The sequence below is a fragment of the Rossellomorea aquimaris genome (assembly GCF_000935355.1).
GTDB lineage: Bacteria > Bacillota > Bacilli > Bacillales > Bacillaceae_B > Rossellomorea > Rossellomorea aquimaris_B.
Window position 1 is genome coordinate 591,650 of the sequence record NZ_JXZC01000001.1, and the last position, 17,701, is coordinate 609,350.

Annotated in this window: 17 protein-coding genes and 1 other annotated feature; of the genes, 3 read left to right on the plus strand and 14 right to left on the minus strand. The window is 39.7% G+C overall.

The genetic code is table 11. The features are described from left to right. Nucleotides 1-730 precede the first annotated feature (730 nt). On the plus strand, nt 731-1,348 hold the full coding sequence (locus tag TV75_RS03085) for an acetate uptake transporter (RefSeq protein WP_374056813.1): 618 nt from the start codon (nt 731-733) through the stop codon (nt 1,346-1,348). Between the two features lie 307 nt (nt 1,349-1,655). On the opposite strand, the gene TV75_RS03090 is transcribed toward TV75_RS03085, so the two are convergent. The 6 genes from TV75_RS03090 to TV75_RS03120 all read right to left on the minus strand — a co-directional run bounded on the left by TV75_RS03090 (nt 1,656) and on the right by TV75_RS03120 (nt 8,036). Next, on the minus strand, nt 1,656-2,570 hold the full coding sequence (locus TV75_RS03090) for a ferritin family protein (RefSeq protein ID WP_082051125.1): 915 nt from the start codon (nt 2,568-2,570) through the stop codon (nt 1,656-1,658). A 79-nt stretch (nt 2,571-2,649) separates the two neighbouring features. Continuing rightward, nucleotides 2,650-3,612, minus strand: coding sequence for a GNAT family N-acetyltransferase (locus TV75_RS03095; protein ID WP_044337195.1), 963 nt, complete (start codon nt 3,610-3,612; stop codon nt 2,650-2,652). Nucleotides 3,613-3,961: 349 nt separating this feature from the next. Next, entirely contained in the window at nt 3,962-4,822 is an 861-nt protein-coding gene (locus TV75_RS03100; RefSeq protein ID WP_044337196.1) for a permease, read from the minus strand. A gap of 112 nt (nt 4,823-4,934) precedes the next feature. Then, entirely contained in the window at nt 4,935-5,255 is a 321-nt protein-coding gene (locus TV75_RS03105; protein WP_044337197.1) for an ArsR/SmtB family transcription factor, read from the minus strand. A gap of 151 nt (nt 5,256-5,406) precedes the next feature. Further along, complete coding sequence (gene tyrS, locus TV75_RS03110; RefSeq protein ID WP_044337198.1) at nt 5,407-6,654, minus strand: tyrosine--tRNA ligase; 1,248 nt, start codon at nt 6,652-6,654, stop codon at nt 5,407-5,409. Nucleotides 6,655-7,111: 457 nt separating this feature from the next. Next, nucleotides 7,112-7,320 (minus strand) — a binding site (T-box leader). A 56-nt stretch (nt 7,321-7,376) separates the two neighbouring features. Beyond that, nucleotides 7,377-8,036, minus strand: coding sequence for an O-methyltransferase (locus TV75_RS03120; RefSeq protein WP_044337200.1), 660 nt, complete (start codon nt 8,034-8,036; stop codon nt 7,377-7,379). 163 nt (nt 8,037-8,199) lie between these two features. On the opposite strand from TV75_RS03120, the gene TV75_RS03125 reads away from it, so the two are divergent. After that, a complete protein-coding gene (locus tag TV75_RS03125; protein ID WP_044337201.1) occupies nt 8,200-9,873 on the plus strand; it encodes a ribonuclease J in 1,674 nt (557 codons plus the stop codon). A gap of 81 nt (nt 9,874-9,954) precedes the next feature. Here TV75_RS03125 and TV75_RS03130 read toward each other — a convergent pair whose 3' ends face one another. The 3 genes from TV75_RS03130 to TV75_RS03140 are packed head-to-tail and all read right to left on the minus strand — an operon-like array spanning nt 9,955 to nt 11,372. After that, a complete protein-coding gene (locus tag TV75_RS03130) occupies nt 9,955-10,251 on the minus strand; it encodes a putative quinol monooxygenase (RefSeq protein WP_044337202.1) in 297 nt (98 codons plus the stop codon). Between the two features lie 24 nt (nt 10,252-10,275). Further along, nucleotides 10,276-10,911 (minus strand): nitroreductase family protein, encoded by a 636-nt coding sequence (locus TV75_RS03135; RefSeq protein WP_044337203.1) that lies wholly within the window; start codon nt 10,909-10,911, stop codon nt 10,276-10,278. A 26-nt stretch (nt 10,912-10,937) separates the two neighbouring features. Then, nucleotides 10,938-11,372: a MarR family winged helix-turn-helix transcriptional regulator gene (locus tag TV75_RS03140; protein WP_172655615.1), complete on the minus strand. Its 435-nt coding sequence runs from the start codon at nt 11,370-11,372 to the stop codon at nt 10,938-10,940. Between the two features lie 187 nt (nt 11,373-11,559). Here TV75_RS03140 and TV75_RS03145 point away from each other — a divergent pair, with 187 nt between their 5' ends. Next, nucleotides 11,560-12,615 carry an iron-containing alcohol dehydrogenase family protein gene (locus tag TV75_RS03145; RefSeq protein ID WP_044337205.1) on the plus strand — a complete coding sequence of 352 codons (1,056 nt, stop codon included), beginning with the start codon at nt 11,560-11,562 and terminating at the stop codon, nt 12,613-12,615. 133 nt (nt 12,616-12,748) lie between these two features. Here TV75_RS03145 and TV75_RS03150 read toward each other — a convergent pair whose 3' ends face one another. The 5 genes from TV75_RS03150 to TV75_RS03170 all read right to left on the minus strand — a co-directional run bounded on the left by TV75_RS03150 (nt 12,749) and on the right by TV75_RS03170 (nt 17,577). Then, complete coding sequence (locus TV75_RS03150; RefSeq protein ID WP_044337206.1) at nt 12,749-12,940, minus strand: hypothetical protein; 192 nt, start codon at nt 12,938-12,940, stop codon at nt 12,749-12,751. 64 nt (nt 12,941-13,004) lie between these two features. Continuing rightward, nucleotides 13,005-13,739 carry a GNAT family N-acetyltransferase gene (locus TV75_RS03155; protein WP_052504410.1) on the minus strand — a complete coding sequence of 245 codons (735 nt, stop codon included), beginning with the start codon at nt 13,737-13,739 and terminating at the stop codon, nt 13,005-13,007. Continuing rightward, on the minus strand, nt 13,732-15,132 hold the full coding sequence (locus TV75_RS03160; protein WP_044337207.1) for an NAD(FAD)-utilizing dehydrogenase: 1,401 nt from the start codon (nt 15,130-15,132) through the stop codon (nt 13,732-13,734). Before TV75_RS03160 ends, TV75_RS03155 begins: the two co-directional genes overlap by 8 nt. A gap of 157 nt (nt 15,133-15,289) precedes the next feature. Beyond that, nucleotides 15,290-16,516 (minus strand): MFS transporter, encoded by a 1,227-nt coding sequence (locus TV75_RS03165; RefSeq protein ID WP_044337208.1) that lies wholly within the window; start codon nt 16,514-16,516, stop codon nt 15,290-15,292. A 14-nt stretch (nt 16,517-16,530) separates the two neighbouring features. Then, a complete protein-coding gene (locus TV75_RS03170; protein WP_044337209.1) occupies nt 16,531-17,577 on the minus strand; it encodes an ArsR/SmtB family transcription factor in 1,047 nt (348 codons plus the stop codon). Nucleotides 17,578-17,701: the final 124 nt, after the last annotated feature.

The following is a 17,701-nucleotide window of genomic DNA, read 5'->3' on the forward strand; positions in this document are numbered from 1 at the left end:
TAACAACATTAGGCAAATTTAGAAACCGTACGACACCGATTACTATATTACTAGAAACGTATATTCACGAGGTGATCTACATAGACTATAAGGGAAGCGATCCCAAATGAAAAAAAACCGAACTATGAGGTCAGTCATAGTCCGGAATAATCTTTTCGGAGCCACCTACTTTTCAATATGATTCAACAACGAAATGATGAAACTTCCTGCTTGAAATATCAGCATGAAAATAAAGTAGTTCTCCACCACCCTCACCCCCTTTTTTGAGGATCGCTGTGTAAAATATTTGTCCCCTTTTGATATGTATGTAGGATAGACTCAATTCATGCGTTTTTTTGTTGTGAATTGAATGTACGATAGGAAGGCAGAACTCCCGGATTATCTTTTTCTTGATAATCCGGGAGTTTCTTAACTTTTGAGAAGGTTTTTGATGAATTTTCATTGGTTGAGTCGTAACTCTTGGTGAAACCGACCCTTTGGAGGCTTTAAGGGCTGGATTAGCGGATGAGAAAAATTTTATCAGCGAAATTTTAAATATATCGGCGAATTCTTGATTTTATCGGCGAAATCCAAAATATATCAGCGAAATCCTGATTTTTTCAGCGAAACCCATTTTCAGAACAAAAAAACCACCTTTTTTTATGAAAGTTATGCTTACATAATATTTTCTATTGCATACGGGGACTTTTTTATGTAAATTAGTCAAGTATGTTTAATAGGAGGTATCATCATGAATCAAACACAAAACACTCAACGAGTTCAATTAGTAACTGCCGATCCATCTGCTCTTGGACTTTTTGGATTAGCTATGGTTACCCTTGTCGCTTCTTCAGCGAAACTTGGATGGACAGATGGAGTTTCATTTGTATTACCCTGGGCGATTTTCCTTGGTGGAATTGCACAGTTGATCGCAAGCTTTGGAGATGCAAAACATAATAATACTTTCGGATCCACTGCATTTGGAGCATTCGGTTTATTTTGGCTCGGAGTTGGAACATCCTGGTTAATTTCATTCGGTGTGTTTGGAGAAGCAGCGGCTGCTGCAGTTGATCCACACCAATTGGGTATTGCGTATATCGGATACCTGATTTTCAGTATTTTCATGACCGTCGGCGCCATGGAAACGCATAAGGTCTTATTCATTATTTTTGTCCTTATTGATTTCTTATTTATAGGGCTTTCACTGTCTACGCTTGGGATTGCACCTGAATCCATGCATAAATTAGCGGCCATTTCTGAATTGTTCATTGCATTATTCAGCTTCTACGGCTCTGCTGCGAGTGTGTTGAACACCCACTTTGGGAAAGAAACTCTTCCAGTAGGAAAGCCATTCGGGATATTCAAGTAAATGAAGAAAGAGATAGATGAAATGCTCATCTATCTCTTTTTTCATTATTTTTTCAACACGGGAATCAAGATATCAAAATGAGGGTCCTTCAAATCCCGGTCACTGGGGTATCTTTCTTATTTAATGGGAAGAGCATCGAAGTATTCAACGTTCGGTCCTCTATAAGGTTCGTATTCACTCTCTTTTAACCATTAATAAATACGGTGATAGGTAAGACCGATTTTTCGCGGTGCCATCACACGACACTTTACCCATCAGCAACCTCTGAAACCAATGCCCCCAAAAACAACCCAAACAGGTGGTCTCGTCATCTAGCTAACCCTCTCTCGAAAGCAGTTAAATGATTCTGTGATGCATTTCTCAATTGTGTAAAAACAACTCTTACATCTTGACGAAGATTGTAAGTCAGAAATTTATTATACATGGCTATATTATCAATTTCACCCTGTACCCCTGCTGCGTATGCACTCTTAATTGAATCCGGAGTTGAAGTATAAGCTTGAGAATTATCTTCAGGCAATGGCATACCATATCGTTGGAAAAGGGTTTGCAAAGCAGAAATATGTCGCAGCTCGGCCTCTTTTATTCTTATGAATGTTTGAACATTACCGAAATTCTGTATGATTCGATCGTATCTTGCCTGAGCCAGGTATTCATCCTGCATGGCGTAAACGAGCATTTGAGGCACAGTGAGTGAAGTTGCATCAAGTGCTCCTATTGCGCCGTAATTCATTTGCCTCTCCCGTCTCCAACTTCCCTGGTTCTTCATAAAGAAATACAAAAACCAAACGGCATGATTTTGTTCATCTGCAGCAGCTCGACGGAATGCTTCCTTTATATAGGTATCTTTTGCTCCATCGGCAATCTCTAAATATAAATCAACCGTTTCTTGCTCGTCTTTTATGGCAGACTCAAGACCTCTTTTGTATGAAGCAGGACAACCTTCTTGCAATTGAGGAGTGTGAGAGACTCCTGTTATATTCGTATAGATATCATCGAAAGCTTTTAAATGGCGCATTTCATCATTTCGGATTTCTCTAATTCGATCTTTCTCTTCTACAGTTGGTGCCAATTTAGCAAGTGTTTCATAACACGCGATCGCACTATACTCTCCGTTTATTGCCTTTTGTATGTCTTTTATCAGTGAATCATTCTCCTGAACCCGTGAGTAACGATCTAAATAAAAGGGTTTGTATTGACGATAAAAATCATAAGGATTCATATGGAAAGACACCTCTCTTACTTCTGTCATTAAGTATCTTATGACTTACATCTAATGTGGGTGTCTGGAGAATTATTCTTTACTTCATCTTATGTACAACTTCATAGGCATCCAAAAGATCCTCTACCAAAATATTATTGATCCTCATTCCCTCCGTCTCACAATCTATCAACCTGACATCATTCAGATTGCAAGCTTTAAACTGGCTTCCTTTAAGGTCGCAGCGCTCAAATCTCACAGGTTCATTCTCTTCTCCAAGAGTCGTGTCATGAAGATACACGCCACCGAAAGTCACATGGGCGAATTCACTATGTGAAAGATTCAAATCAGCAATCAGGGCTTTTTTGAGATTAATATTTTGAAAGCGGGATTCACTTAGATTGCAATTACTAAATTGAGCCCCTAATAAGTTACTGTTGCAAAATGTGGAGTGACTCCCGTCAATACCATAGAAATCCGTCTCCTTCACGTTGCTCTGTTCCACTTGCAACCGTGAAAGGTCAACTTGGCTCAAGGTATTACCTTGGATGTGAATATCCCTCGTCTCACCCTCATCTGTTGCATCAGGCTGTAACCTTTTCTCATAGCAGAATTCAACTTCTGATTCAAAGACTTTCTTGTACCCCATCTTCTCGTAAAAGGCATGATTATTCAGCTGCCTGCTGGATGTCTCAAGCTCCCACGATTTCACCTGTGAAAACTTCTCTTCTATAAATTTCAAGGCAGCTGACCCAATTCCTTTTCCTTGGTAATCTGGATCAACAAAGATACGGTCGATTCTTGCATGGCGCTTTCCCTCTAACGTGACAATTACACCACCAACGAGCTCCTCGTGATAAAGGATTTTAAAATAATTCAATTCATGGATCATATATTTTCCCATCTCTACGGAGTCGTAGCCCGGCGGCTGGATATTGTAATCGACGACATTCTCTGAAAATGAAAGCCATCTTTCTTTTTCAGCATCAAACACTTTCCTCTTTATATCTGTAAGCATTTCTGCATCTTCTATTCGTGCTCTTTCTATTGTGATAGTACTCATTTTGTTTCTCCTCTTTATTTATTATCAATGGCTCAAAAGGCAACAGACCTTTACTGATATACTAATCTTTTTACTTTTGTTCAACCAACATGTTTCTACCACCAATTCATTTCATCAGATTTCATTATATGGAAAATTATAACTTAATTATATAGGATTGTCTCAAATTGAACATTACTTAACCACAAAAAAAAGCCCTGCATTAGAAAACGAGGGCTTCATTTTTTCATTTTTGACAACATTCTTTCTTATCATTTTCATCTTTTACTTCTATCACCTTCACTTTACAGCAATCCTTATGTTCCTTCTGTCCAATCAAACCTTTTAACCATTTCATTTGCCCACCTCCTTATATTAAGTAAAATAAGAAACCCGACATAGTAGACATGATAAGTACAGAGCCAATAAAAGCTACCACAAGCTTCTTCTTAAAAATGCTATGGAGTAACGTCATCTCCGGAAAGCTAGCTCCTGCTGATGCAATCATCAGAGCCATTACTGGTCCCAAGGCCATTCCTTTAGCAATAAGAATATGAGAGATCGGAATCATTGTAGATAGTCGAATATATAATGGAATTCCGATAATCGCAGCTATCGGAACCAGCCACCAATTCTCTCCTCCTAAATAGGTTGTAATCCATTCTTCTGGAACAGAACCATGAATAACCGAGCCAATCCCTGCCCCGATAATAAGAAATGGATAGACATTTCTCATAAGTGTAAGTGTTTCTCTTATCGCTTTCTTAATGTCAATACCATTCTCAGGTGCTGAGAAATTTTCTACCATAACATTTTTTAATTGTCTTTCAAAACCAAATGCACTCAGCGCAAATCCGATGATAATAGAAAAAGCAGTGGTTAAAAATGTATATGCAATGGCTACTTTCCATCCCAGTAAATAGGTCATCAAGGACAAAATAGTTAAATCCAGTACAGGTGAGGCAAAAAGGAAAATCATCACAATGGGAAAACGAACTTTGTTTCGCAATAGATTTACGACAATAGGAATGGTTGAACATGAGCAAAATGGTGTGACGAATGCGAAAGCAACAGCAATCAGAGCACTCAACAGAGGATGGCTTCGATCCATCAGCTCCTCCATCCTTTTATAAGGAATAAATCCTTGAAGTAAATGAATCACAAAGGATATTCCAACAAACAGCGCCGTTAGTTCAAGTGCAATACTGATAAAATCTTTTAATATAGTCATTTCGGATTGCCTCCTTTTTAATGAGTCAATTTTTTGAATATTGCCAGCTCTTTATTAAATCAATTTTTTTTGATTAATAAATCATAAGATGTCACCATGTAAATTAATCACTTTATTCACGCCTAAACAAGCAGCAAAGTTGTTCTGATAACAAGTGATTCAATTCAGTGTGATTTAATGTATAGTAACTCCATGTGCCCCGCGTTTCTTTCCCGATCAACTCAGCGTCCATTAAAATCTTCAGATGGTAGGAAAGTTTAGATTGGGGTAAGTTTAATTTATCCGATAAGTCACATACGCACACTTCCCCCATTTCAGTAATTTGGTGCAGGATAAATAACCTTTTTTGATCTGCTAGTGCCTTGAATTTTTTTTCATATTTACTGAAGGTTGAATCCAGTGATATATCTTCTAATGGAATTTGTTTATTCATGCTATCTGCTCCTCTTAAATCAAATTCATTTGATATAATCTTACTATATGCAAGATCTTCCATTGAGTCAACTGTTAAATCAAAAATATTTGATTTATTTAGAAAAACGAAAGCCATCTAATCTTGTTGATTAGATGGCTTTCTTACGGAGTTACATTATTCTCAGCTTTTTGTACTTCCTCTTCCCTACCTGCACAATCATCCCATCTTTAACCTCTACTTCTAATTGCATATCCATAACCTTTTCTGAATTGATTTTAATACCTCCATTTTGAATCATCCGTCGCGCTTCACTCTTTGAAGCTTGCATATTTAACTCAACAAGCAGCTCGATAATTGACACTCTACTATCACCCGTCCACTCTATCTCTGGAATGTCATCAGGAAGTGCTCCTTTTTGGAATACTTCCTTAAAATTGTTCTCAGCTTGTGCGGCTGCTTCTTCTCCGTGGTACATGGACACGATGGTTTTCCCTAAATGTATTTTGGCATCTCTAGGGTGGAATGTCCCTTCGATTAATTCCTTCTCTATTTTCGATTTTTCATCTAACGATAAGTCCGTTATCAGGTTGAAATATTTGATGATCAATTCATCCGGAATCGACATCGTCTTCCCAAACATTTGGTTAGGGTCTTCATCAATCCCAATGTAATTATGTTTTGATTTAGACATTTTATCTATGCCGTCAAGTCCTTCAAGTAAAGGAAGTAAAATGATCACTTGTTTCTCCTGATTGTAATGCTCCTGAAGATGTCTTCCCATCAACACATTAAATTGTTGATCCGTCCCGCCAAGCTCCACATCACTTTCTAATGCGACGGAGTCGTATCCTTGCATCAACGGGTAGAAAAACTCATGAAGCGAGACTGGCTTCCCTATTGACAATCGATTCGAAAAATCGTTTCTTTCAATCAATCGGGCAACCGTGATCTTCGATGATAAATGAATCACATCTTCAAGATTCAATGTTGACAGCCATTTGGAATTGTAATGAAGCTCCACCTTCTCTTTGTCGAGGACTTTCCCAAATTGCTCAAAGTAAGTTTGGGCATTTCTCTTCACCTCTTCATCAGTCAGCTGCTTCCTAGCAACAGACTTGCCGGTTGGATCACCGATTTTACCAGTGAAGTCCCCGATAATGAGCTGAATGATATGACCGTTTTCTTGGAACTGCCTCAATTTGTTCAAGACAACCGTATGCCCCAGGTGAACATCGGGAGCGGTTGGGTCTAGGCCAAGCTTGACTTTCAACGGTTCTCCTGTCGCAATTGACTTGACGAGTTTTTGCCTTAATTCTGCTTCTGGTATGATTTCATGAACTCCATTTTTGTATAAGGCTAATTGCTTTTCTACTTCTTCCTGCTGATCTAGTGATAGTGATTCCCATTTGTGTTGCATGAACATCCCTCCTTGATTGATATGTTTGTTTTGTTTGAATATTTGTCAGTTTGATTGTGAATTGTGAAATCATTTTTATTTCGCTGATAAATCATGGATTTCGCTGATAATATGATAATTTCGCTGATAAAACGATAATTTCGCTGATAAAATGATAATTTCGCTGATATATTCTGGATTTCGCTGATAAATCGATAATTTCGCTGATATATTCTGGATTTCGCTGATAAATCGATAATTTCGCTGATAAAATGATAATATCGCTGATATACTCCTAATTCCTTTGATAAATCGATCATCCTGCTGATATATTTTGATGGCAGAAGTCGAATTTGTTATTTCTAAACGTTATATCACGAAATTCACCGTAAAAAATAACCATTTCGCCGTTATATTTCAGATTTCACCGCTACCCACTCTCCTCAACAAAAATCACACCAAAAAACCACGCCCCTAAAAAAGGGACGTGGTTAACGCGGTACCACCCTCATTGAAGATTTCTCTTCCACTTCATTCGGATAACGGACCGGCCGTTCTTTGCTACTAAGGATTCACAGAGAATGTTTAAGGAGGTAATTCGCGCTTATCTTTGTACTGATTCCCACCAACCATCAGTTCTCTTTACCAGGGAGATAAGTCACTACTCATTCCTATCATGACATATACGATTATGAATTTTCATTTATTTTACAAAAGAATGCCATAAAATACAATATGAATTTTCAACCTTTCACAATCCCCATCACAAACCCGTCGTATCCTTTAGTCCCTACCGTTTGGACAACAGTAGAATCAATTCGGGGTTCTTTAGATAACATATCAACAAATTGGCGAACACCCTGAACGCTTTCATCTTCGGTGTTTTCATTGATTACTTTTCCACCGCGTACCACATTATCTGTAATAATGACAGCTCCGGGTTGTGAAAGCTCTAGTGCCCATTTTAAATATTTGGCATTGTTTTGTTTGTCTGCATCGATGAAAATAAAGTCAAACCTACCCTCAATAGTCGGCAACGTATCCAAGGCAGCACCTACCTTAATTTCTACCATATGATCCATTCCGGCATTTTGAATGTTTTTTGCGGCGACTTTTGCATGCTTTTCGCTATATTCCAATGTTATAAGATGTCCGTCCTCGGGCAGTGCCCGCGCAAGCCAGATCGTACTATAGCCTCCAAGTGTCCCGATTTCCAATATGCGTTTCGCTCCTTTAAGCTGTGCAAGTATAGATAGAAACTTCCCTTGATTCGGAGACACATCGATTGCAGGCAGTTCTGCTTCACTATTTGCTTTTAGTACAGAGTCCATAAGTGGATCTGATACTTGAAGTTTACTCGTGAAATATTGATCAACTTCTGTCCAAGTATTAGTTGATGTCATCATTATCGCTCCTTAGTGAGTATCAATCATAAATAATAATAGCATAATTTACCATACAAATGATTACTTTACACTATTCTATAATCTCTCTAAATAAAATCTTATATGAAACCTACCCATTCGGGCATAATAAACAAAACAATTTGTCTTGGAGGGTTCATTCTTGCAAACCAATGATCAGGCATTATCCATTTTTGCACTAGGCGGAATCAATGAAATCGGAAAAAATATGTATGTCATACAACACAGTGATGATATTGTCATCGTTGATTGTGGAGGCAAATTTCCTGATGAAAGTCTCTTAGGCATAGACTTGATTATTCCTGATGTTACTTATCTGGAAAAAAACAAAGATAAGATAGGAGGATTGATCGTCACTCATGGTCACGAGGATCACATAGGTGGCATTCCTTATATTCTAAAAAAAATGAACATACCTATTTATGCTACACATTTCACCCTGGGACTGATTGAACTAAAATTAGAAGAGCACAGGCTAATAAGAGATACAAAACTTGTAACCATCGACTCAAATTCCAACCTGAATTTTGGAACAATCGATGTTTCGTTCTTCAAGGTCAGTCACAGCATTCCAGATTGTTTAGGTATCGTTTTTCATACGCCGGAAGGAAATGTCGTGCATACTGGAGACTTTAAATTCGACTTAACCCCTGCCAATCATCAATACTCAGACATTCATAAAATGGCCAGGATCGGTGATGAAGGGGTATTGGTCTTACTTTCTGAAAGCACGAATGCAGAGCGGAGCGGCTTGACCCCTTCTGAACAAATGGTGGGGAATCATATGGATGAAGCGTTCCTGAAAGCCATTGGAAAGATCTTTGTCTCAACCTTCGCTTCCAATGTCAACCGGGTCCAGCAGGTGGTCGATGCTTCCATTAAGACAAATAGGAAACTGGCATTATTAGGAAGAAGCATGATCAATGTTGTTTCAGTCGCCATAGAACGGGGATATTTAACCGTGCCTGATGGAATGCTGATTGATGCCCGTGAAATTGATGCATTACCTCCCGAAAAGGTAGCGATTTTATGTACGGGAAGTCAAGGGGAGCCTATGGCTGCACTGGGTCGCCTATCCACTGGAAGTTTCCGTGACGTCTACGTTTATCCGGGTGATACGGTCATCCTTGCCGCATCGCCTATTCCAGGGAACGAAAAAGACGTATCACGTATTCTGGATAATTTATTTCAACTTGGTGCCCACGTAATTTACGGAAGTGGAAGCACTACAGGCATGCACGTGTCAGGACACGGGTATCAAGAAGACTTAAAACTCATGCTTACGTTAATGAAGCCGAGATATTTTATTCCTATACATGGTGAATACCGAATGCTGCATCATCATCGAATCCTGGCTGAATCGGTAGGGGTAGAAGCGGGAAATACTTTTATTATAAAAAATGGGGAAGTCGTCGATATTGAAAATTCCGCTGCCCGGCAAACACGGACCATCCCTGCAGGGGATACCTTTGTAGATGGATTGAGCGTCGGAGATATCGGATCAATTGTTTTACGGGATCGAAAACAACTTTCTGAAGATGGAATGCTTATCATCGTCATTACGCTTAGTAAGTCCGATCACACGATTATTTCTGGACCTGATACCATTTCACGGGGATTCGTATTTGTACGAAACTCAGAAGACCTTTTAAAAGACGTAAACCATCTCGTTAAAAAAGTCGTAGATGAATTGTCTGTAGAAAATATTCGCGACTGGAAAGAAATGAAACAGGCGATCAAAAAAGACGTAGGGCAATACCTATTCAAGCATTTGAAGAGAAAACCTATGATTTTGCCAATCATTATTGAGGTGTAGTCGGAAATGCCGGGTGCTTATGTGCCTGGCATTTTCCAATAAAAAAAGCACCCAACCAAAGGTCAGGTACTTTTCAATCCATTATTTCTCTACCTTGTTTCCTTCATAAATCTTCACATCTAAAGGAGCCGCTAAATACTCAGGCGCACTCCCCACAAATGAAGTGAAATGCTCACTCGCATTGTGAATCTCAACGGCAGCAGTATCCCTCCACACTTCTACCATAGTATAGACATTTTCTCTTTCAGAATCTTTCATTAAGTCATATGAGATATTTCCCTCTTCTGCTCTCGATGCTGCTACAAGTGGGCGAATCTCTTCTAAAAATGCTTGTTCTTTGGTTGGATTAATTTGAAATTCCGCATGAATAATAATCATATACTTTCTCCTCTTTTCTTATTTTTATTTCCAATCTGTGATGGATTCTACTGGCAGGCGAACAGATTTGTAGCCTGCATCTGCCGCTTTTCCGATTGAAATCAGCATGACTGGATAGTAACGGTCTTTGTCCATACCATATGCTTCAGCAATTTGGTCCTTCTCATATCCACCGATTGGATTTGTGTCATATCCGTGGGCACGTGCAGCAAGCATGAGTTGCATGGATACTAAACCTGCATCAATGAGGTTCATTTCCCTGAATTGTTCAGTTGTCATCATTTGTAGTAATCCTTTAATGGATGGTAGCTGTCTGTCTCTTACTTCTGCAGGCATGTACCCTTCTTCTACTGCTTTATTGTAAATCTCATCCGCATAATCAAGGCTGTTCATATCTACAAACACCGCAATCACTGCAGAAGAAGTTTTGACTTGCACCTGATTGAATTTTGCAAGTGGTGCAAGTTTTTCTTTCCCTTCTGGACTATCGATGACAACAAAACGCCATGGCTGCAAGTTTACAGATGATGGCGCAAGAGTGGCTTCGGTTAGAATCTCTGTCATTTCTTCTTTACTGATTTTCACAGACGGGTCATAATTACGAATGGAACGACGGCCTGTGATGATTTCGTTAAAGTCATTGATTTTTGTTTGATTCATGGTGCATTCTCCTTTTTGGGTAAAATTTAGTATTCAATGTCCTGAACATTATCCTGAATACGATTTAGCATGTCAGATAAAATTGAACGTTCTTCTTTTGTAAAGCTTTTAAAGACTTTAGAAATAAAGATCTCTTTCTCTTCACGATAAGCTTCTATTTTCTGACGGCCTTCTTCTGTCAACCGGACAAATGTAAACCTGTTATCATCAGGGTTTTTACGGCGGGAGACCATCCCTTTCCCTTCAAGCTGCTTTAAGTGTCTTGTCACGGCTGCACTATCAATATTCACTTCTCTTTGTAGAGCCGTTTGACTGATTTCTTCCACTTCAAATAACTTGTGCAAAAGATCCAAACGAGACTGACTGATTCCGGTACAGCGCTCAAACTTGGGACTCATTTGCTTATATATATCATTCAGTTGAACGATTATCTTCTCTTCTTCACGGCACGGGTTGGACAAAAGCATCCCCCTCCTTTTTATTAATTGATGGGTCAATCATTGACCTGTCAATTAATATAATACATGTGGGTTTACAAGTCAAATATTTGGGTCTTGGGAGAAAACCCTAATGATTTTAAAGGAATCCATCTGACAAATGTGGAAAGTGTAAAGTGATTGAAAACCGAAAATAAAGGAGAATACACCCATGACAAATACGGTTACAAACATTCCGATTCCATCTATTTTAGAAATTGGCTCTGACGTGTTGTCACGGTTAGACGGTATTTTAAAAAGGCATCCGTTCTCCAACGCTATCGTTTTATTTGATGAATTTTCAAATACCACTTTAAAAAGCAAAATCGAAAACGCTTTGTCCCATCTCTCGATTGAGTGCGTAAAGCTGGATGACACAAAGGATATCCATGAATTGCTTTCCTCCGCATTTTCTTGGAGCCGCTTTGATGTCGTTATCGCAGTAGGGGGTGGAAAAGTTATCGATTACGGTAAATATGTTGCTTTTTCCAGAAGAAGTCCGTTCATATCGATTCCAACTGCCCCTTCAAACGACGGGTTCGCAAGCAGTAACTGCTCTTTAATGGTTGATGGTAAGAAGACGACTGTCCCTGCCAGGGTTCCTTATGGAATCATTGTCGATTTAGACATCATCAGGCACGCACCGGATCGCTTTATCCTGGCAGGGATTGGCGATCTCATGTCGAATCTGACAGCACTATATGATTGGGAGTTTGAAGAAAAAAACGGGGTTGGGTCTGTAAATGCCTTCGCCTATATGCTTAGTAAGAAAGCTGTTAACAGCTTTATCCGGACACCGATGCATGAATTAAAAAATGAAATCCTTCTTAAAGAATTAGTCAGTTCCTTGACGATGGGAGGGATTTCGACTGTCATAAGCGGAAACAGTGCTCCCATAAGTGGATCGGAGCATTTAATCTCCCACAGTCTTGAAATCATTTCCAAAACACCGCAAATGCATGGGGTTCAAGTAGGCATCGCCACTTATATCATGGCAAAAGTTCAAGAGCATAGAATAGAACGTATCGAAAAAGTTTTTTCACGTACTGGTTTTTTTGATTATGTTAAAACAATTGGATTAATAAAGGCAGAATACAAAGAAGCTATTTTAATGAGCACATCGATTAAGCCTAATCGTTATACCTATTTACATGATTCCAGTTATCGACAAAGAGCTTTGGAGATTTTAGATGATGACCCTTTGTTACAGGAGATTTTTGCTGGGTGAATGTGAAAAGACCAGGTAAAGAGGGAATGTCCCCTCTTACCTGGCCGTCTAGGTGCACCATTATTTCTAAAACGCTAAACTTGTTCAAATCGCATATATGAGTTTACCATGCAGGATTTTACAGAAAACAGACTTAGCCCTTTGGATGGTCTAATGCTTGATAGGCAGCCTGATATTTTCCGCCTTCAGCCACCTCTGAATGATACAATGCTTTAAGAGCAAATGTGCGCTCTAAATTCATCTCATCCATTAACTCTTTCAAGCGGAATTGAAGCTCTTTATTATCCCTGATCAGCTGTTTCATTTGTGATTTCATATATTTCATAAGGCTTTTATCTCCTCTTTTCTAATCAAACAATTCACCAAGTATAACACTGCTGGTCACTGCATTAAAGGGATTTCTTATAAAATACCCTGTTCACATCCTTCACTTCACACCCATTAGCAAGAAATGTTCGTATCATCGGAGCGTTATTTTTACTCGTCCCCCCAATATATTTCTTCGCATGAAACACACTTGCTAACAGATTAAGTGCCAGTTTATGAAGAATCTTGCTCCTTCCCTTGCTTCTTTCATCAGGAATTAATCCGAAATAAAACAACCTTCCCTCATCTCCCGTGCCCGGTTCAATATGTGGCATCATGACGCCAATAGGCTGATCTCCTTCATAAACTGCAATACAGGAATCCTTATAGCTGTCACCCAGTTCGACCTGGACACTTTTCATATGCTCTTCCATGGTTAAGGAAGATGGGGCATTAAGGGAGCTCTCCATCGCCTGCATCCAAATATGAACAAACTCGTTCTCCGGAATCATATGTAAATTTTTCAATGTATAAGAGTGTTCGAGTTCCGATTTCTCAAGCTTTTTATACACAGTCACAAATTCATCAACCAAGTCATATCCTTTTCTCTTAAAATACTCATCCACTTCCCTGGAGAATGTTTGATTCACAAGAACCTTCAAGTTGGACAGGGAATGATAGGGTGGTGTCTGATCCAGATAGTTGACTAGTTCTTTCAGTTCTGAAGTGGTCAATTCATTCGTATCCTCGATGGTCGCATAATTGTCACCTTGAATGATTTTCACTTTTTCGAGGAATGACTTTTCTTGTTCATTCATTGCAGGGTTCTCCCTTTCTATGGTTATCATTAACTGGTAAATCCCATCTTCCCAGATGTTTCCCCAAATAAACGCCACTTGCGGCTGCCTGTGATAAGGAATGGGTTTCTCCCGAGCAGTCACCGACCAGGTACAGATTTGACACATCTGTTTCAAAGTTTTCATCCGTAGGTAATGTAGGTTCATAAAACTTTGCATCCAAACCGTACAAAAGTGTATCAGGGTGTATAGTCTCCCCGATGAGCTTTTCCACAGAAGCTAAAAACTCCTCGAGCGCCATCCCATACAATTCTGGAACCTCTTCCCGAACATTGCCACATTCCCCATTGAGGGACGGACCTACCAGATTCTCCCCCAACGTTTCTGTATTCCTATGTAATTTGAAATCTTCCAATCTCTGAACGACTATCCGCTCTCGTCCTTGATTAATCCCTCCTATGATGTTCACTGCAAATTCCATTGCTTCATCATGGGATTGAAAATAGCGTGGAACGAATAAGCTGAAGTTCAGATTCGCACTTGGTGTATCTTTTTCTCGGACATTTTGTCCGTCTGGCATCACCAATCCATGCTGGTGTTTCCGTATGATTCTCCCTCGTGGATTCATACAATAGGTTGTCGCTCTGAATGAGTCCCTCTCAATTTTCAGCTTCGTTTCAAAAGTATCTCCTAATATCGATTCAAGCTGATCACCTTTCATTTCCACGCGAATCCCCATATCCAATCGTGTCTTACCTGGAAGTAATCCAAGTGATCCAGCTTGCTCTTTTAGCCATGTGCTGCCGCTCATTCCTGTACCGATAATTAATTTTCCCGTCGTAAAATCACCCCTATTAGATTTCAAGTGAAAGCCATTTTCATTCTTCAAAATCCTTTCAACATGAGTTTCGAAACTAAACATAATACGGTTTTTCATTACTTCATAAATCTTTTGAAAAATTTCATTCGCTAAGCGTGTTCCTAAATGACGCACCTCCGTTGAAAGCACCTTCATGTCTGCCATCCGGGCCCTTAATGAAAGTTTCTCATTTTTCGTACTATAGGTAGGAATGATGTCACCGCCAAACTCACAGAGAATGTCGTCGACTTCCTGCATCAAATCAAATGTGGTTTGTTCTCCAATTTTCCTTCCAAGCTCTCCTCCGAAATCATTCGTATAATTAAATTTCCCTTCTGATTTCCCAAGACCTGCAAACCCAATGTATTTACTGCACATTCCTTCACATGTACAGACTCCCCCCGCATCTAAACCGCATGTACGTTCACTGAGTTCCTTGCCAAGATCAATCATGTGAATGGAGACATGTTCATTATGCTTCATTAAGGTGTAAGCGAGAAACACACTGCTCACCCCTGCCCCGATGATGGTGATGTCGTGATGATTCGATTGCATTCTCCAATCTCCTTTCATAGTCGTAATTGTGGTTGTACCACTTTATTTCAAAACGATAAAAATTGATCTTTCTTCATTCCTCTTTCTATTACCGTTCACTAAAAATGAGTTCCATTTCCATCCTATCATAAAATAAAATTGAGGAAGGTCTGTCCCTCTATTTTTCTTTTAAACTATGATGAAGGTATGGAATGGAAGCAAGTGTTGAGATGGCTCCAGCTAGAACGATGGTCAGGTCTGTACCTATTGCTTCAGCCAGTATTCCTGCAAGGAATGCTGCAAGGGGCATGAATATCCATGTCATTAGTCGGCTTGTGGCCTGGACTCTTCCCAATAAGTGATTGGGTGTCAGCGTTTGCCGTATTGTGAGGATGCAAGGACTCATCATAGAAGCACAAAAAGTCCCGATTGCATTCATGATCACAAGCCAAAAGTAGATTTCGGTCAAACCGAAACATAGGATCGAAAGCCCTCCGATGACAGATGCCGAAAATAAAATGCTCCTATAAGAAAACCGCTTCCGAAAAAGGTTTGACGTAACCGCACCAGCAATGGCACCTACTCCACCCATTGATAATAACCCACCAATCATGACCGTATTTAAACTGATGGAATCTTTTAGGTGAAATACTAATAATGTGAGAAACAATGTAGTTCCGAACACAGAAGAAACCATGGCTAGATTGGTGTACAAGATTGGCTTGGTCTTTACAACGAATTCAAATCCCTCCCTGATCTCTCCCCATATGGAATGCCTTGATGAATCTCTCTCATTTATCTTCATCCGGAGACTCGCAATGGCAAGAAAAGATACCATGAAGCTGACGCTGTTCACTACCAGGGCATATCCCGGATTCAAAAAGGAAATAATCAGCCCTCCCAAGCCTGGTGCCAAAAAAACCGCTAAATTAAATATCCCGGAATTCAATGAATTCACAGCTTGAAGGTCTTCTCTTCTCACCAGGCTTGGTACTGAAGCAAATTGAGATGTATTGTATAACTGGCTTAAACATCCAATACCAAACACAGCGGGATATACCATCCACATCTCCAGGACATTCAAGATATATAGAACCCCAATCATCCCAACAAGTAAACATCGTCCTAGATCGCATAAAAGCAGGAGGTACTTCCGGTTGAATTTATCGGACATGATACCCGCGAAGGGCTGCAATAGAATCGGCAGCCGTTCAAGTGCCGCCACAATGCCCATACTCACAGGTGATCCAGTGAGGGATAATACCATTAGAGGAATCGCTATTAAATAGATTTGATCACCGAAAAATGAAATCAAATTCCCACCCATGAAACGGAAAACAGAATAGTTTTTCTTTAAGGGCGGGAAATCACCCACTTGATTTAGTCTCACCGCACGCTCACCCACATCATTTCCCCCTTTTAATCCTCAGCTAAATACTGCATTAATTCCTTCGATAAAGATTGAACCGCATTCTCTTTAAGGCGATACTTCCCATCCATAGTTTCGACCAGCCTTGCGGACCTGAGTATTTTCAAATGATGATGGACCGTCGACTTACCCATGTTCAGCTCATTCGTGATTTCCTGAAGTGTACGATCTGACCCCTTCAGCAATTTCACCATTCTGAGGCGGGCTTCATCCCCAAGGGCTTTATGCTTTTGGACCAGAAAATAGCTTGGCATACCCTTATCATCCGGATTAATGCTTTCATTGGCTACGGGGTAATAAAACACCTTGACCCCTTCAATATCGCCTTCAACGTTCCAAGGGCGGTAAATCATTTGGGGGACAAGCAGAACTGTATGTACGCTCGGCTCGGGCAAGTAAGTGATACCGCCCGTTGCCCATTCTACTAACGCCTCGGACTTTAGATTTCCACTCATCTTTTCCTTGGATTGTTTATCCCGCGCCAGTATTTGAGATAGTGTCTCTTTTTGAGGAATGATCACTTCTTCATACCATCCGGTCATGACACTCTTCAGATGGTTCCTAAGGTCATGAACATTTGTAGTGCAGATGAAATCGATGTAATCCGGAAAAAACGGGTTATCCTCTGTCTGCTTTTTCAATCTGTTTTTTGACGACTCATCTCCTTCTGAAGCATGCGTTCGAAGTTCTTGAAATTTCATCCCTATGTATGGAATGCAGATAAATCTTAGTTTTTCATCTTCCACCCCCTCCAGAAACGTGATAAATTCAGATAAATCCCGAAACTCACTTTGATGCAACAAGAGGAGTAGGGATTTCCAGGTATTATTCTTTTCAACGTATTTCAAATCCCTTATTAACGGTTCAGATAAAGATTTCTTTAACTTGTCCCATGACTCTTTAGGTTTTTCTAACGTATCGATAAGCCTTGTATTTGTGACTGCAGCAATCCCCAAAGCGCATTCCCAAAGAAGGGAAGACTCAATCCTAATCTCATACGTCTCTCTTTTCCGGCTTGTCAAATGGAGCACATCCATATAGAAACACCTCATTTCCAAAATTTGTAGCTCACAGACAATTCTACACTTGTAGAATATTTAATTCAACAAATTTAGAATACAATAAACGAAAAAAGCACATAAATTCCACTTAGGAATCTAT

Excerpts from the sequence above, each read along its gene's own strand:
- TV75_RS03085 (WP_374056813.1), top strand. The coding sequence starts at position 731 with ATGAATCAAACACAAAACACTCAACGAGTTCAATTAGTAACTGCCGAT.
- TV75_RS03090 (WP_082051125.1), bottom strand. The coding sequence starts at position 2,570 with ATGAATCCTTATGATTTTTATCGTCAATACAAACCCTTTTATTTAGAT.
- TV75_RS03095 (WP_044337195.1), bottom strand. The coding sequence starts at position 3,612 with ATGAGTACTATCACAATAGAAAGAGCACGAATAGAAGATGCAGAAATG.
- TV75_RS03100 (WP_044337196.1), bottom strand. The coding sequence starts at position 4,822 with ATGACTATATTAAAAGATTTTATCAGTATTGCACTTGAACTAACGGCG.
- TV75_RS03105 (WP_044337197.1), bottom strand. The coding sequence starts at position 5,255 with ATGAATAAACAAATTCCATTAGAAGATATATCACTGGATTCAACCTTC.
- tyrS (WP_044337198.1), bottom strand. The coding sequence starts at position 6,654 with ATGCAACACAAATGGGAATCACTATCACTAGATCAGCAGGAAGAAGTA.
- TV75_RS03120 (WP_044337200.1), bottom strand. The coding sequence starts at position 8,036 with ATGACATCAACTAATACTTGGACAGAAGTTGATCAATATTTCACGAGT.
- TV75_RS03130 (WP_044337202.1), bottom strand. The coding sequence starts at position 10,251 with ATGATTATTATTCATGCGGAATTTCAAATTAATCCAACCAAAGAACAA.
- TV75_RS03135 (WP_044337203.1), bottom strand. The coding sequence starts at position 10,911 with ATGAATCAAACAAAAATCAATGACTTTAACGAAATCATCACAGGCCGT.
- TV75_RS03145 (WP_044337205.1), top strand. The coding sequence starts at position 11,560 with ATGACAAATACGGTTACAAACATTCCGATTCCATCTATTTTAGAAATT.
- TV75_RS03150 (WP_044337206.1), bottom strand. The coding sequence starts at position 12,940 with ATGAAATATATGAAATCACAAATGAAACAGCTGATCAGGGATAATAAA.
- TV75_RS03155 (WP_052504410.1), bottom strand. The coding sequence starts at position 13,739 with ATGAATGAACAAGAAAAGTCATTCCTCGAAAAAGTGAAAATCATTCAA.
- TV75_RS03160 (WP_044337207.1), bottom strand. The coding sequence starts at position 15,132 with ATGCAATCGAATCATCACGACATCACCATCATCGGGGCAGGGGTGAGC.
- TV75_RS03170 (WP_044337209.1), bottom strand. The coding sequence starts at position 17,577 with ATGGATGTGCTCCATTTGACAAGCCGGAAAAGAGAGACGTATGAGATT.